Annotated in this window: 16 protein-coding genes and 4 pseudogenes; 6 read left to right on the top strand and 14 right to left on the bottom strand. The window is 62.2% G+C overall.

Features of this window, described 5'->3' with window-relative positions; translation table 11 throughout:
* Window positions 1-104: 104 nt before the first annotated feature.
* The 3 genes from ABIB45_RS21510 to ABIB45_RS21520 are packed head-to-tail and all read right to left on the bottom strand — an operon-like array spanning window position 105 to window position 1,281.
* The gene (locus tag ABIB45_RS21510) at window positions 105-518 is read right to left on the bottom strand and encodes a hypothetical protein (RefSeq protein ID WP_354217882.1); all 414 of its coding nucleotides are present in this window, start codon (window positions 516-518) and stop codon (window positions 105-107) included.
* Window positions 515-1,090: a DUF2269 domain-containing protein gene (locus ABIB45_RS21515; protein ID WP_354217883.1), complete on the bottom strand. Its 576-nt coding sequence runs from the start codon at window positions 1,088-1,090 to the stop codon at window positions 515-517. The genes ABIB45_RS21510 and ABIB45_RS21515 overlap by 4 nt, the downstream gene beginning before the upstream one ends.
* Window positions 1,090-1,281: a hypothetical protein gene (locus ABIB45_RS21520; RefSeq protein WP_354217884.1), complete on the bottom strand. Its 192-nt coding sequence runs from the start codon at window positions 1,279-1,281 to the stop codon at window positions 1,090-1,092. The genes ABIB45_RS21515 and ABIB45_RS21520 overlap by 1 nt, the downstream gene beginning before the upstream one ends.
* Window positions 1,282-1,394: 113 nt before the next feature.
* On the opposite strand from ABIB45_RS21520, the gene ABIB45_RS21525 reads away from it, so the two are divergent.
* Entirely contained in the window at window positions 1,395-1,955 is a 561-nt protein-coding gene (locus tag ABIB45_RS21525) for a TetR/AcrR family transcriptional regulator (RefSeq protein WP_354217885.1), read from the top strand.
* Between the two features lie 306 nt (window positions 1,956-2,261).
* A complete protein-coding gene (locus ABIB45_RS21530; RefSeq protein ID WP_354217886.1) occupies window positions 2,262-2,519 on the top strand; it encodes a hypothetical protein in 258 nt (85 codons plus the stop codon).
* Between the two features lie 1,240 nt (window positions 2,520-3,759).
* Here ABIB45_RS21530 and ABIB45_RS21540 read toward each other — a convergent pair.
* From ABIB45_RS21540 to ABIB45_RS21580, 9 genes and pseudogenes are all read right to left on the bottom strand, one after another.
* Window positions 3,760-4,608: an amidohydrolase family protein gene (locus ABIB45_RS21540; RefSeq protein WP_354217887.1), complete on the bottom strand. Its 849-nt coding sequence runs from the start codon at window positions 4,606-4,608 to the stop codon at window positions 3,760-3,762.
* Window positions 4,609-4,838: 230 nt separating this feature from the next.
* Window positions 4,839-4,964 (bottom strand): hypothetical protein, encoded by a 126-nt coding sequence (locus tag ABIB45_RS21545; RefSeq protein WP_354217888.1) that lies wholly within the window; start codon window positions 4,962-4,964, stop codon window positions 4,839-4,841.
* A 156-nt stretch (window positions 4,965-5,120) separates the two neighbouring features.
* Window positions 5,121-5,900: a glucosamine-6-phosphate deaminase gene (gene nagB, locus ABIB45_RS21550; RefSeq protein ID WP_354217889.1), complete on the bottom strand. Its 780-nt coding sequence runs from the start codon at window positions 5,898-5,900 to the stop codon at window positions 5,121-5,123.
* 162 nt (window positions 5,901-6,062) lie between these two features.
* Window positions 6,063-6,721, bottom strand: a pseudogene (locus ABIB45_RS21555) (N-acetylmannosamine-6-phosphate 2-epimerase).
* A gap of 64 nt (window positions 6,722-6,785) precedes the next feature.
* A pseudogene (locus ABIB45_RS21560) lies at window positions 6,786-7,703 on the bottom strand (ROK family protein); the annotation flags it as partial.
* 100 nt (window positions 7,704-7,803) lie between these two features.
* A complete protein-coding gene (locus ABIB45_RS21565) occupies window positions 7,804-8,517 on the bottom strand; it encodes a GntR family transcriptional regulator (protein WP_354217890.1) in 714 nt (237 codons plus the stop codon).
* Window positions 8,518-8,537: 20 nt separating this feature from the next.
* Window positions 8,538-9,383 (bottom strand): carbohydrate ABC transporter permease, encoded by an 846-nt coding sequence (locus tag ABIB45_RS21570; RefSeq protein WP_354217891.1) that lies wholly within the window; start codon window positions 9,381-9,383, stop codon window positions 8,538-8,540.
* Between the two features lie 44 nt (window positions 9,384-9,427).
* Window positions 9,428-10,315, bottom strand: a complete 888-nt coding sequence (locus tag ABIB45_RS21575) for a carbohydrate ABC transporter permease (protein ID WP_354217892.1) — start codon at window positions 10,313-10,315, stop codon at window positions 9,428-9,430.
* An 87-nt stretch (window positions 10,316-10,402) separates the two neighbouring features.
* On the bottom strand, window positions 10,403-11,578 hold the full coding sequence (locus ABIB45_RS21580) for an extracellular solute-binding protein (RefSeq protein WP_354217893.1): 1,176 nt from the start codon (window positions 11,576-11,578) through the stop codon (window positions 10,403-10,405).
* A 663-nt stretch (window positions 11,579-12,241) separates the two neighbouring features.
* Here ABIB45_RS21580 and ABIB45_RS21585 point away from each other — a divergent pair.
* A pseudogene (locus ABIB45_RS21585) lies at window positions 12,242-12,601 on the top strand (hypothetical protein).
* Complete coding sequence (locus ABIB45_RS21590; protein ID WP_354217894.1) at window positions 12,538-12,834, top strand: hypothetical protein; 297 nt, start codon at window positions 12,538-12,540, stop codon at window positions 12,832-12,834. The pseudogene ABIB45_RS21585 and the gene ABIB45_RS21590 overlap by 64 nt, the downstream one beginning before the upstream one ends.
* Window positions 12,835-12,867: 33 nt before the next feature.
* Here the strand turns inward: ABIB45_RS21590 and ABIB45_RS21595 are convergent, their stop codons facing one another.
* On the bottom strand, window positions 12,868-13,089 hold the full coding sequence (locus ABIB45_RS21595; protein WP_354217895.1) for a hypothetical protein: 222 nt from the start codon (window positions 13,087-13,089) through the stop codon (window positions 12,868-12,870).
* On the opposite strand from ABIB45_RS21595, the pseudogene ABIB45_RS21600 reads away from it, so the two are divergent.
* Both ABIB45_RS21600 and ABIB45_RS21605 read left to right on the top strand, forming a co-directional pair.
* Window positions 13,061-13,399: pseudogene (locus ABIB45_RS21600) on the top strand (PTS transporter subunit EIIC); the annotation flags it as partial. The gene ABIB45_RS21595 and the pseudogene ABIB45_RS21600 overlap by 29 nt on opposite strands.
* A 181-nt stretch (window positions 13,400-13,580) precedes the next feature.
* On the top strand, window positions 13,581-14,201 hold the full coding sequence (locus ABIB45_RS21605; protein WP_354217896.1) for a PTS transporter subunit EIIC: 621 nt from the start codon (window positions 13,581-13,583) through the stop codon (window positions 14,199-14,201).
* An 8-nt stretch (window positions 14,202-14,209) separates the two neighbouring features.
* Here ABIB45_RS21605 and ABIB45_RS21610 read toward each other — a convergent pair.
* The coding region (locus tag ABIB45_RS21610) for a hypothetical protein (RefSeq protein WP_354217897.1) at window positions 14,210-14,691 on the bottom strand (482 nt) is incomplete at its 5' end.

Consider the following 14,691-nt stretch of genomic DNA (forward strand, 5'->3'; position numbering starts at 1 on the left):
GCTGGCGGGTTTATAGCAGATACGGTCGTTTTGGGTCCGAGAAGATGAAACTTCAGCCGGCTGGACCAGCCTTGCAAAGCACGCGTGGGGAACGGTTCGATCACTTACGGCGCCTGATGTTGATGCTGGTGTTGGTTCGTGTCGCCTGCCTTCCGAAGGCCGGCGGTCTTCGCAAGGTAGCTCCAGGCCGGGGTGTTCAGGGTGTGCCAGGCCGAGTGGGCTTCCCTTGCGGTGTGCGCGGCAGCTTTGGCGTCGCCCGCACTGAGCGCCGCGGCCAGCCGCCCGGCGACTTCACTGAACAATTTCGCCTGCGGCCGGAGTTGGTCTGGCCAGGAAATGGAGGCGGCCGCGATCTGGGCGGCCCGTGCGCGGCTGGACCAAAACTCGTCGATGATGGGCGATTCTCCCCGGAGCTCCATGTCGATGCCATGGAAGCCAGCGCTGTCGATGTGGGAGAGGGCGGCGATCATGCCGACAACTTGGGTGGCGGTTTCGCCTGGATTGCTGTTGAGGGTCATTGGATTCTCCTTTCGGGGTTGTGGTGCTTCTGCATTGCCTGGTCGGCATCGGTTGCGGGCTGGAGCACTCCACGCTGCTTTCGCTGCCCGTACCGGGTCATGCCACGCGGTTTGTATATCGACAGCGCCGTTGCCACGAGCAAAACCCCCAGGGCGGAACCGGCCTGGACCACGACCTGAATTCTCAGCCCGCGGAGATTGGCACCGGACAATGTCGTTTCTGCCGCAGCGTCTGCAAGACCGCTAATTGGTCCCATGTGCACCAGCAAAACGACCGTAGCCAGAACGGTTATCAGGAGTTTAATCAAGACCCAGTAGTACCGGAACAAGCCCCAGGTGGTGCCCAGGGAAGAGACAACCCCGGTGAACAACGATGCGAGTGCCAACGGGACAAGGACAAACCAGCCTGTCAGCCCCATCGCGAGATAGGCGGCCCGCACGACCTGAGCATCCGGGCTGGTCAGACCGACGACGGCGAGAGCCAGGAAGGCAGCGACCCCGCCGAACCAGCCGACTGAGGAAAGGACATGCGCGGTGAGAGCGACCTTGCGGAGGCGGGGTGTCATGGTCATCACGGCGTGTGGCCGCCCATGCCGCCGCCGGCCAGGTGACTGATGACAAACAACAGAACCAGGACGACGGTGATGATTCCAAAAACCTTCACCCAGCGTGGTGCGCCGGCGACCGGTCCGCGACGACGCCTCACTCCGGTGTCGGGGTTGGAGCCATCACTGGTGTCGCGGTCAGGGGGCACGTTAGCCATGGAGGTATCCTCTTCTGCCGTGCGTTGTCTTATTCTGGGCTGGCACTACTTTATCGTGACACTCTGTCCTAATCAAGACATAGCGTCACGCCATCGCCGTCTCGTATATTGGGATGGTGCCGAAGCTGTGGAACGAGACAATCGAGGCGCACCGCGGTGCGGTGCGGGAGGCGATCCTGGACGCCGCGGCGGCCCTGGTGTCCGAACATGGGTTGCTGTCGGTGACCATGTCGCAGGTCGCCCAGGAGGCCGGTATCGGGCGCGCGACCCTCTACAAGTACTTCCCGAATGTCGAAGCAATACTTCTCGCCGGGCACGACCGGCAGGTTGCCGGCCACCTCGAACACCTCGCCGCGGTCACGCAGGCGGGAGGCGATGCGGGCCAGCAGTTGGAGGCAGTGCTCCACATTCACGCCCTGATGACCTACGAGCACCACAATTCGGCCATGGCCGCGATCATGCACCACGACGGTGCCCGGCAACGACAGGACATATTCATGCAGGACGTACTGCGTCGCGCCGCCGAATCCGGGGCTATCCGCGACGACATGGCACCACGGGAACTCGCAAGCTACTGTCTCCACGCCCTCACGGCGGCCGCAGAGTCGCCGTCGAGGGCAGCCGTGAATCGACTCGTCCAACTGACACTCGACAGCCTGCGACTGAGGTCCTGAGGCGCCGGCGCCGTCTACCTCTTCGACGACGGCGAAAACAGGGAGTCCGGGTTCGGCGCGAGACACAAGCAGTTTCAAGACCAAATTTGCATAATGCCTGCGCTCACAGCTTCCGGGAACACCAGGCCCGGTCCGCCCGGCTAGGGCTGCCAGTGGTTCCCTCTCTATCCGGGAAGGCGGCAGACTTGCACTGGCGACGTACACGCGACCACAAGGAGAATTCATGACCACCGCCATCTCAGTCATTGTCTTTGATGGCAACGAAACCCTGTCGGATATGTCGCCCATGGGGAACGCTTCAGCGAGGTGGGGGCGCCGGCTGAACTGGCCATACTCTGGTTCGCCATGCTGTTGCGTGACGGCTTCGCCCTGACGGCCAGCGGAGACAACGGATCGTTCGCCGCCATCGGGGCCGACGTACTCCGGGGACTTCTGACCGGGGTGGAGCTCAACCGCCCTCTCGCCGCGGCGGTCGAACATGTCATGGGCGGCATGAACGGCCTCGGGTACATCCGGATGTCTCCGAGGGGATCAGGGCCCTCACCGCTGCAGGGTTCCGGCTGATTACGCTCAGCAACGGCTCGGCCCAGATCGCCGGGAAGCTGTTCAGCGAGGCGGGGATCCGGGAGGCGTTTGAGTCGCTGCTTTCGGTCGAAGACGCGCCGCCCGTGCCGGACTGCGTACAGCGTGGATGAACAGGACCGGGGGTAGCCACCCGGGAAACTTTGAGGCTCCTGTCGTCATAGTCACAACCCTGACCGAACTTCCCGCGGCCCTGGCAGTGCACTGACGAGTACCTCACCCCCGCCCGGCGGTGCCCGGCTGCGGGTGACCGCCGCGCCCTGCCGCCGCCTGCTGGTTTGAAGGTGAAACCGCAGACCGGGTGGAAGGGGGCGGATGCTCCCTTCCACCTTCCCGGCGTCTCAGGCGGTCAGTTCCAACGACGGCGGGAAGGTCCAGCTCGGTGCCGGCGTAGTGGTTGAAGTAGTTGGTGAACAGGTTCGCCGCGATGTGCGCGACGCCTCGGACAGGCGGCCACACCCATCAAGGGCTCCGCCGGCGGACGCCCCGTCACCTACGACAAAGACGCTACAAACGGCCCACCGCCGTCGAGCGCAGTTCGAACACACTCAAGCAATGGCGATCCCTGGCCACCCGCTACGACAAACTGGCCCTCACGTACCGCTCAGCGACCGTTCTGCACGCCGTCGTCATCTGGAGCACCCTTTTTAGGAGACGCGCCCTAACTCCACAGAAGCAGATGGCTATACCGACATAGTGGTCTCAACAGTCTTTGGTTTCGGCGAAGCGAGTCCAGTTCAGCGACAGTCTTCGACAGGATCCAAGCGAGTTGTAGCGAGGTCGAGCTTGTCTACAACAGGGAAGGACTGGGGGAGCATGGGCCCCAGGCTCCGGTCCGGCTTAGAAGAGGCGAAGTGGCTTACGCTGCGGAGGGTTCTTAGCTCAGCGCAGTGCGCGTAACTTTTCGCGCGCTCTAGCAATTATTCCGCGCGTGCTTGTTGGCATCTTCGAGTTGGTGAACCGGCCCAAATTCTGGTCAAGCGCCGGCACTGTGGATATGTCAACGTGATTCAAGACCCGCTAGGACGGCTTGATCCAGGGCCACCCTCGATCCATGCTGATTAGCGCCAGTGAAGGTGCGGAGCACCGATAAGCAGTTCCCGACCATCGTCGCCACGGGTCTGATCCGGACGTAGCAGCATCTCTCTTTGGCCCTCGAGCGTGCTGCCCGGGCCCCAGCTGAACGACGATACGCGATGCCGGGTCCGCATGGATCTCCTCCTTAGGCGGATCTCTCCGTTGCAGTAAGCCTCTTGCCCCGGCGGAGCGCACTGTCCAGGTTCAGGTCTTGGCCAACCACCACAATGTCGGCCAGCATCCCTGCGCGCAGGTCACCAATGTGCGCGGTTCGTCCCAGGACCGCGGGGACGGCGGTCGCTGCCGTCACAGCCTGTTGCAGCGTAACTCCCGCGGCTACCGCGGTGCGGACAACATCCAGCAAGGTGGCGGTCCCGCCGGCGATGGCGCCGTTGCTGTCCAGCCGGGCTACTCCCTGACGGACAGTGACGGCGAGTGTCCCCAGCTGATACTGGTCGTCCTGCAGGCCGGTGGCTGCCATGGAATCGGTGACCAGGGCGATGTTTTCTGCGCCCACCAGGTCGACGACCAGCTTGACCGTGTCCGGGGCGCGGTGGACGCCGTCGGCGATCAGTTCCACTACGGCGTTCCCGGGGAGGGCCGCACCGAGGCTGGCGGCGACCGGGCCGGGGGCTCGGTGGTGCAGGCTGGGCATGGCGTTGAACAGGTGCGTTACCGTGGGCCGGAGGCGTCCCGCAGGAGCGGAAGGTCTGGCTAGGCCGTCCGCAGCGTTCGCTAGGAAATCGGCGGCAGTGGGATTGCTGGCCGCTGTGTGGCCAAGGGACGGAACGACGCTGTGCTGTGTCTGCAGGTCCACAAGTCCTGCGGCTCCGGGAAGTTCGGCCGCTAGCATTATGGACGTTAGGGATGGGCCGGCTGTCGCGAGCAGTGAGGACAGCAGGTGCAGGTCTGGTTCCAGCAGCAGGGTCGGGTCGTGGGCGCCGCACTGACCGGCGGCGAGGAAAGGGCCTTCCAAGTGGGAACCGGCAATCATTCTTTCATCGGTCTGCGCTCGCAGCGTCTTCAGGTTGCGGATCAGTTTTCCGGTGATGCGGTAACGAGGCTGGCGAGCAGGGTCGTGGTCCCCCGGCTGTGCAGGTAACGGGCAGCAGACCGGGAACCGTCGGCTGACCCCTCCGAGAAGTCAGAACCCAGTGCGCCGTGGCAGTGCAGGTCTACCAGGCCTGGTAACAGTATGCGTTCAGGCGTGTCGGCGGGACCTGGTTACCCGGGAAATTCCGACGCCGGGCCAGCGTAGGAGATGCGGTCGCCATCTACCGCTGTAAGGCCGTCGGCGATATCCATGCTTCCGGTGACCACACGGCCACGAAGGATCAGATTCTGGCTCATGTTAGAGGCCTCCCGTTGTCAGCGTTGTTGCTTTCTGGTGTTGCGGGAGCCGCGTCTGCGGTTTGTGCCGGGGCTGAGCCCGAAACGCCGTGCATGCGTGGTCTGGCGCACGCATGCGCGGCGGGGACGCCAGTCTCTACGAGCGGCGGCACGAGCTCAGAGTCCTTGCCACGTCGGTTTCCGCCCGAAGGTGTCCGTGTAGTAGTCCCGGTGGGTCAGGCGGGAGGCCGCTGCTTCGTCCACCAGAACGGAGACGTGCGGGTGCAGCTGGAGTGCCGAGGCCGGGCAGATGGCGGCAACGGGGCCCTCTACGGCGGCTGCGATGGCATCTGCTTTGGCTTCTCCCATGGCGAGCAGCAGCAGGTGCCGTGCCTCCCGGATGGTTCCCAGGCCCTGGGTCAGGACGTGGTCCGGGACGTCGTCGATGTGTTTGAAGAAGCGGGCGTTGTCCTGCCGGGTCTGCCGTGTGAGGGTCTTAATCCGGGTCCGGGAGGCCAGCGATGACATGGGTTCGTTGAAGCCCACGTGTCCGTCCGTGCCAATGCCCAGGAGCTGGATGTCCACCCCGCCCGCGGCCGCAATGCGAGCCTCGTACTGCTCCGCCTCGGCCTCAGGGTCCTCCGCCATCCCATTAAGCCCGTGCACGCTGCCAGCACCGAAGTCCACGCTGTCGGTGAATTCGCCCCGGATGACCGAGTGGTAGGACTGCGGGTGCGCGCTGGGCAGACCTACATATTCGTCGAGGAGAAATGCCTGCGCCCGGCTGAAGCTGAGATCGCTGTTCCGGTGCCGCTCGATGAGTTCCTGATAAGTGCCAAGCGGGGTGGACCCGGTGGCCAGGCCAAGAACGGATGGGCCGCGCCGGACCTGCTGTTCGATGACGTCCGCAGCCGTGCGTGCTACGTCTTTAGGAGTGGCAAGAATGATGATTTCCATACGGTGTTAATGCCTTTCGGTTGCCGTCGCTCCTGTGATGGGCGCGGGCGGCGCGGTAACTTGATGCCCCGGTTTTCACTATGCCTCGTGGATCTTCCCCGGAGTCGTGGAGCACGGGCATGATCGAGCCCGAGAAGGCGAACTAACGAGTCGAGCGGCCCGCTAGGCGGTGAGTGCGTCCTTGAACCAGCCGGTGACGGACGCTGGGTGTGTGATGGCCGTTCCTACCACCACGGCGAACGCACCGCCGTCAAGTGCGAGGCGGGCCTGGGCGGGCGTGCGGATACGACCCTCAGCGAACAGCGGCACGCCAAGATCAGCGGCGGCTATTTGGGTGATCATGTCAAGATCTGGCCCCTCGGTCTTCTCGCGTCGACCCGTGTAGCCGGCCAGGGTGGTGCCGATGATGTCCGCGCCGGCGTCGACGGCGGCAACGGCGTCGTCGAATGAACCGCAGTCAGCCATGACGAGAGCGTTGGAGTCGGCGTGGACGGCCTTGATGGTGGCGGCAAGGTCCAGTCCATCGGGCCGTGGGCGCCGGGTGCCGTCGAGTGCCACGATGTGGGCGCCGGCGTTGGCGCAGGAAAGGCGTGGCGCAGCGTGGGCGTGATGAAAACATCCCCGAGACCGTCTTTCCAGAGCCCGATCACCGGTACTTCCACGGCGCTTCGTGTGAATTGGATGTCCGCGATCCCCTGCACTCGGACTGCGGCGGCTCCTCCGATGACGGCGGAGGCAGCGATCTGGGCTATGGTCCGGGGGTCGCGCATCGGCTCTCCGGGGTAGGCTTGGACAGAAACTATCAGCTGGCCTTTGAGCATATCGAGATCGATCAGTTTGCTGGCCACGGAAACTCCTTTTTGGGACCTTTTGCCTCAATACGAGGCTGGCCGCACCAACGATGGCGGCCTTGTTGCCGAGGCCGGCAGGGACAATACGCAGTCCTGACAGCGGCGGCATAAGTTCATCTTTCGCCTCGGCCACCATGGTGTCCCACCACAAGTGACCGGCGTCGGCGAGTCCTCCGGAGACAACGACGACTTCCGGGTCCATGATGTTTCCTAAGCCGCCGACAGCCTGCCCGGCAGCACGGGCGGCGAATGAAATGGCGGCACGCGCGATCGGTTCGCCGGTGTTAGCGCGGTCGAAGACCTGCCGGGTGTCCGAGGCGGACGGATCCCCTCCGGCACGAAGATAGTGGGCGTGGAGGTCAGGACCCGACGCTATTGACTCGACATGACCATAGTGGCCGCAGGAGCACTTTAGCAGTCCCCATGCTTCGTCAACGGCGTAGCTGGAAGCGAAGCGGCCGACATGGCCCCCTACGAAACGATGCCCCAGTAAGGGCTCTCCGCGGCTGATGAAGGACCCGCCAACGCCGGTTCCGAAGGCCACCATGAGCGTACTTGAAGCACCCGCAGCGGCTCCCACCCAGGCCTCGCCCATAGCGTGGGCGTGGACATCGTTGACAACGCGGACCGGCAGCCCGAGCCGGGCTGTGAGTGTGGTGGCGATCTGCGTTCCGGCCCAGCCGGAAATAGCATCCGTGGCCGAAAAGACGCTGCCCTGTTCGGCGTTGATCACCCCGGCGGATCCGATCCCAAGGGCGGAAACCGTGATTCCCATGGAAGCTGCCCGTGACCGCAGCCGGGATGCCAGCCGTTCGGTGGCGTCGAGAATTGCCTCCGGACCGCTTCGGTTCAGCGTGGGGGTCTCATCCGTGAACAGCAATGATCCTTCCGCCCCGACGACTCCGGCCGCGGTTTTCGTGCCGCTAAGGTCTATGCCAATTGCGTGGGACATGCCATTTCCCTTGTAAAGACGAAAAATGCTTTCACCGTTGAGGCCCTACGGCTTGAGGCTGCGTCCACGGCCGAGTGGCTCCTCCGACGGCGGGTTCGGCTCATTTTTCGGGTTCCCGGGTCACGGCCAACTGGAACGTGTATCGATCAGCCCGGTAGATTGTGCGGGCAAACTCGATCTGGTTTCCCCTACGGGACGAGCCGACGCGGGTCACGAGAAGAGCTGCCGCGCTGGGAGAGACCTCCAGGAGTCTGGCCGACTCTGCGTCGAGAGTGATGGCCCTGATTTCCTGGTCGGCCCGGACGATATCATGCCCGCCAGCACTGAGCTGCTGGTAGAGGGATTCGCGCAACTGAAACTGTTCGATGTCAAGCACCGTGCAGGGCAGGTACACGTCTTCTATGGCCATGGGTTTGTTATCCGCTAGCCGAAGCCTGCGGATATGGGTGCACTCCGACCCTACCGGGATGCCGAGGGACCGTGCGATGCTCTCGTCGGCGTGTTCGTGGGACAACCCGAGTATCCGGGAGGTGGCCTCATATCCGCGGTTGGCCATGTCTTCGCTGAACGAGGTGAGTTTGGGCGTCTTGTAGACGAGGTCCGAGGACCCCACGTAGGTTCCGGAGCCCTGTACGTTGTAGACGAGTCCCTCGTCTGCCAATATGGCGATGGCCTGGCGTACGGTCATCCGGCTAACGCTGTATTTGGCCATGAGGTCTCGCTCGGAAGGCAGCGCATCGAAGGGCGACAGCGATGAGCGGATGAAGTCCCGCAAGGCCACGGCGACCTTTTCGTATTTAAAGGTTCTAGGCATGGTGGATTGCTCTTGCGTGGTCATCCCTTAATTGCACCAGCTGTAAGACCGCTTACCAGGTACCGCTGGGCGAAAACCGCGAAAATCAGGGGCGGAAGTGTCGAAAGGAACGAGGCGGCGGAGATATCTCCCCAGCGGATGCCGGTGCTGGTAATAAAGTTCGCCGCCCCCAGTGTCACAGGCGTCGCGTTCGACGTGGACAGTACCAGGGCGAAGAGGTAGTCGTTCCAGGAAAAGATGAAGACCAGCACGGCGACCGCCACCATGGCCGGGGCCAACATTGGAAGAACGATGGCCGACAGCGTCCGGTAGACGCTGGCTCCGTCCACGGCTGCCGCCTCCTCGATCTCATTGGGGATGTCGCGGAGGCTGGCGGCCAGCAATATGACTGCGAGAGGGAGATTGAGGAAGGTGTTTGCGGCAATGAGGCCGGGGACGGTGTCCTGCAGGCCGAGCACGGAAAACAAGAGGAAAAACGGTACGACAAAGAAGATCGCGGGAAGTAACCGAAGTCCGGAGGCGCTGCTGATGATCCACCGGCCGCCGAATCCCAGTCTGACGATCGCGTATGTGGCGGGCACAGCGAGCAGGAGAACGACGAGTACCGTGCCAAGGGAGATCATGGCCGAGTTGAGGAAAAACTTTGGAAAATTGTATCCCGATCCGTACAACACATTTGCGTAATGGGCGATGGTCGGGGCCAAGGGCAGCGAAAGCGGGTTCTGCGCGATTTCGCCGTCAGGCTTCAAACTGACGAGGACGGAGTTAAGCAGCGGGATGTTGACGACGAGGGCTATCACGCCGACGATGGCCGTGAACATCCACCGCCGGTTGCCCTGGCCGCCCCGGCGTCGCTTCCGTGACACGGGGATTTCTGGTTGTGTCCTGACCGGGCGGCTTGTGGCGGAGCTCATTTTTTGACGTCCATTCCGGTGGAGGCAATGCGTTTGACCATGAAGGGCACGAACGGGAGGAGACAGATCAATACAACAAGCGCTGCCGCTGCCGCCTTTCCGAAGTCGCCCGATTCGAAAGCGGTCTTGTAGATGAAGATGCTCAGGGTGGTCGTGCTCGTGCCTGGCCCTCCCGCGGTCAGTACGTAAATCACGTCGAAGGTTCTCAGTGCGTCGATTGCGCGTAGGAAGAAAGCGGCGAAGAGGACGGGGGCCAGGACCGGCATCACGATGCTCCCGAGTGAGCGGAAGTAGCCGGCGCCGTCCATGGCGGACGCCTCGAGCAACTCGGTGGGGAAGGACTGGAGGCCTGAATAGATGATCAGAAAGGTAAATGGTGTCCATTGCAGGACGTCGAGAACGACCAGGAGCGGTACTACCGAGTCGGGGGAGAAAAGGGAGACGCTCAGTCCCAGCTGCTGCAGCACGGCGGGAACGGCGCCGATGTCTCCGTTGAGCAGGAGTCGGAACATGATCCCCAGCAGCGCCGGGGCCACCATGATGGGGAGCAGAATCATGGTGAAGAACACTTTTTTACCGGGGAACTGGCGGTTCACGAGTAGAGCTAGCCCGAATCCTAGGACCATTTCGATGCTGACTACGACGGCAGAGAAGCCGAGGGTGAATCCGGCCGATTTGGCGAATCCGACGCTGGTGAACAACGAGGCGAAGTTTCGGATGCCATTGAAGTCCGTCGAGGGGTCAAGGAGTGTCGCCGATTGGAATGCCGTGAGAATGCCAGAGGACAGCGGGTAGAGAACAAAGATGAGGGCGAACAGGGTCAGCGGGGTGCTGAGCAGCAGGGCGGCGGCTGATCTGCTGCTGCGTCTGGCAATGGAGGCCATGACATATTCTTTCGTTGGTATCGGGCCGGGGGGCGGGGTCTGCTGCTGCAGACCCCGCCATAACGGTTGGTCAGAAGTTTTCCTGGACTAGCCGAGGAGCTCTTGAAGGTTGCGGTTTGCTGTCTTGACTGCTTCGTCCACCGGAGTCTGTCCAACCCATGCGCCGCTGAGGTCTTCAGCGATTTTGCTGTAGGCATTGAACGTTTTGGGGAAGACGGGTTCTGCAAAGCCGTGCTTTGAGATGCTCTCCGAAACCTGTGCAAATGCCGGGTTGATGGACTTTTTCGCTTCCAGGACCTGAGGCATGGCCGGGATGCCTCCTGCTTCGGCATACTGCGTCATGGCGTCAGGTGTCGCAAGGTAGGTCAGCCACGTCTTTGCGGCGCCCTTGTTGTTGCCATACTTGTTGAGGGAAACGGCCAGCGCGTGTACGTGGGTCTTCCCGCCGGGAACAGGGGCGATGGCGATCTTGCCTGCCACCTGCGGCGACTTGGCCGGATTATTGAGGTCAGCAAAGGCCGCGGACCACTGGATGGCGAACGCAGCGCTTCCGGACTGCAGGGCCGCTTGGGTCTCGGGGAATTCTGCTTGGGAGCTGTCCGGCGAGGTCCATTTGTTCTTGTAGATGTCTGCGTACAGCTGGACTGCCTTCTTGCCGGCATCGCTATCGAGGCTCGCCTGGCCGTTGCTGGTCCAGTTTCCGCCGAAGCCCCACAGGATGTCGTTCCAGATCATCGTGTTGTACAGCAGGTTTTTGCCCTGCAGGATTGTTCCGTACTGAGTGGGGGAGTTCAGGTTCTCAGCCTTTGAGAAGAATGCGGCCATCGCCTTGTAGTCGTCCAGATCCCAGTTCTGCGGGTCCTTGGGTGCGCGGGCTGTTCCGAGGACAGCGGCGCTGATCTTCGCATAATCGGCCTGCGCGGAAGGATCCGTCAGCAACGCATCCACGAGGTCCTTGCGGTAGAGCAGGAAATGGTTGCTCACATCCAGCGGGAGGCCGTACAGCTCGTCTTTGTACTTGAGTCCGTCGACGGCGACCGGGAAGTAGTTCCCGGTGTCAATCCCCTGCAGCGGTTCCAACGATCCCGCGAACTGGCCCACGTTATAAGACGCGGTCCAGTAGATATCCATGTCCGCGGATTTGGACGCCATGAGTGCCGTCTCCTTGGAGAACGTGTCCTGCCGGGACAGCAGCGACAGCTCGACCTTGATCCCGTCCTTTTTTCCCTGGTTGCTGTTGTAGGCGTCTACCACCTTGGCCATGGCGTCACCTTCTGGGCCAGGCCAAGCCACCATTTTTACCGTTCCTGTGGCAGTTTCCTCCTTAGTTCCTCCGGACGGGCTGCAAGCGGTGAGAGCTGTTGCGGCCAGCAGCGCCGCCCCCACGACTGCGAGACTTTTCTTAATCATGACTCTCCAAGTGATCTAGACCAGTTTTCCGTAGAAAGAGACTGACATCACAAAATAGCCGTGTCAATAGCCGGAGACTATTGACTAAACTCACCAACTGGTACGAACCAGTGGTTTGGGTTCGATTCCGTGATTTGGTGGTGATCGGGTCAAGGGAGTCATCGCTGCGCATCCGGGACCTGAACAGCCTGCTGGGCGGGCCCAACCTCGCTGTCCTTGAAAGAATCACCAAGGCGTATCCCGGGCTGCCCTTGCTAAAAAAATCCAGGAAGAGGGGTGACATGCAATAAATGGAACTGTAAGTTTGCCCAGCGCGATCATTCGCGAGAGTCATCGGGATTGTTACTTTCGGCAAAACCTGAGACGAAAGTCCATGCAGTGCACTGTGCATGAACTATGACGTCTTTCAGAGTCCCGAGGACCGTCCATGACCAGCCCAATTCTCTTGAACCGCCTCCGAGGCGGTCTTGTTGTGTCCTGCCAGGCGAGCCGTTGTTCGTCGCCGAAGGCGGCGTGATGCCGCTCCTGGCCGCAGCCGCCGACCAGGCAGGTGCGGTTGCGCACCGCACCAACTCCACGCGTGGTGTCCGTGAAATCAAGGCAATTGTCGAGATCCCTGCGATCGGGCTCATCAAGAAGCAGTACTCACCGCAGTAGCCCTACATCACCGCGACGATCGCCGAGGTGGAAGCCCTCGTAACGGCAGGCGCCGACATCGTGGCTTTTGATTGCACTCACCGTGAACGCGTCGACGGGCTCAGCCCCGCCGCCTTCATCGCGCAGATCCGTGCTGAACACCGCGTTTGGTCCTCATGGCAGATATCGCCACGCTTGACGAAGGGTTGGCCGCTGCGGAGGCCAGGGTCGACTTCGTAGGAACAACGCTCAGCGGCTATACGTCCCAGTCCCAAGGGGCACCAGCACCAAACTTTGGGCTGGGCGAACAGTTGGTATCCCGAACCGTGGTGCCTGTCATCGCTGAGGGCCGGATCCGCACCCCGGAACAAGCCCGCCGGATGATCGATCTTGGCGCCTTCTGTGTCGTGGCCGGCGGTGCGATCACTAGGCCCCTTGAAATCGCCACCGAGTTTGTCGAAGCCCTCGCCTAAATCTCACCCCTCCCTTCATTCGTGACGACGTCGTCACACCCCAAAATGAGAGCAGTCATCATGTTCAAGCAACTTCAGAAGATCGGCAAAGCGTTCATGCTGCCGATCGCCATCCTCCCGGCCGCCGGCCTCCTGCTCGGCATCGGCGGCGCCCTGTCGAATCCGAACACCGTCCAGGCTTACCCCGCACTGAACAACCCCGACCCTCCAGGGAATCTTCGGCGTCATGACCGCCGCCGGGTCCACGGTCTTCACCAACCTTGCCCTTCTGCTCTCAATCGGCCTCTGCATAGGCCTGGCCAAGCGTGACAAGGGCACCGCCGCCTCTGCCGGCGTCGTGGGCTATCTGGTCATGACCGACACCATCAAGGCGATGCTGGACACCTTTAACCCCGGAAGTGACCCCGTAGACACCGGCGTCGTCGGCGAACTCGTCATCGGCGCCGTGGCCGTCTGGCTGCACAACCGTTACCGCAACATCGAGTTGCCGGCGGCCCTCGGAATCTTCGGCGGATCCCGCTTCGTTCCGATCGCGACAGCTTTCGCTGCGATCTTCGTGGGCATCTTCTTCTTCCTTGCCTGGCCGCCCATCCAGCAGGGGATGGTCAGCGTCGGCACATGGATTCCGGACTCGGACCAATCGGAACGTTCTTCTACGGTTTCCTCATGCGCCTCATGCGCCTCATGCGCCTCATGTGCCTCATGTGCCTCAGCGGGGCCGTGGCCTGCACCACATGATCTACCCCATGTTCTGGTTCAGTCCCTTGGGCGGCACCGAAATGGTCAACGGTGCATCAGTCTCGGGCGCCCAAAAGATCTTCTTTGCCCAGCTGGCCGACCCCAATCATGTAGGACTGTTCACCGAAGGCATCCGCCACTTCGCCGGCCGCTTCCTGACAATGATGTTCGGCCTCCCGGCCGCCTGCCTGGCAATGTGGCACTGCGTCCCCAAGGGTCGACGAGCCAAGTACACGGGCCTCTTCCTCTCTGTCGCGCTGACCTCGTTCATCACCGGCATCACTGAGCCCATCGAGTTCATGTTCCTTTTCGTCGCACCCGGGCTGTACGTATTCCACGCCTTCCTCGACGGCGTCTCCTTCTTCCTCGCCGACATCCTGAACTTCTCCTTCCGCTTCGGCAGCAAACGTTTCCGCATCGGCACTCCCGGGCACCTGGAGGACACCGTCGGTGCGGACGCCGAGCCGGCCGCCGCGGACAACTCCGCTCCCGAGCCCGCTATGGTCGGCAGCTCGAAAGGCGGAAGCACCATTCAGAAAGAAGCCGCCCAGGTCCTGGATGCCCTCGGCGGCGCCTCCAACCTTGAAGATCTGCACGCCTGCATCACACCCGCCTGCGCGTCTCAGTAAAGGACCGGCTAACGGGCGTTGCGACCCTCGGCCAGTTTCTGCTCCCGAGCGGGCATACTTTGCAAATGCAGCTGCCGTTTACGGATCCAATCTGGTAAATCAAGGCACCCTTCGAGCGAGTAGTCACCGAAACGACTGAATGGCTCAATGGGTTGGGAGGCAGAAGCTTCACACGTCTCCGCGAACCGCTCCCGTCCATGCTTCACCACCTCGAACCCTGGGCCATGCCCTCGTGGAAGCAGCTCGTGGTGTCGACCTCCGCCGTCGAATGGACCGCCGTGTTCACCCAAGGCAGCGATATAGGGACGGCGCATGTTGTCGGCGCCCGACTCGACTGCCTCAACATCCGCACATCCCACCACCCCCACATCACCCGTGATCGGAACGTCGTCAGCTCGGAATTTGTCAAGGTGAATGAGGCCAGTGGGAGTTAGGCTGCTGCTTTTGTGTCGGTTTTCTCGGCGGGTTTGTTGATCCAGGCCGCGTCGGG

It is taken from the genome of Arthrobacter sp. UYCo732 (genome assembly GCF_040547265.1).
Taxonomy (GTDB): domain Bacteria; phylum Actinomycetota; class Actinomycetes; order Actinomycetales; family Micrococcaceae; genus Arthrobacter.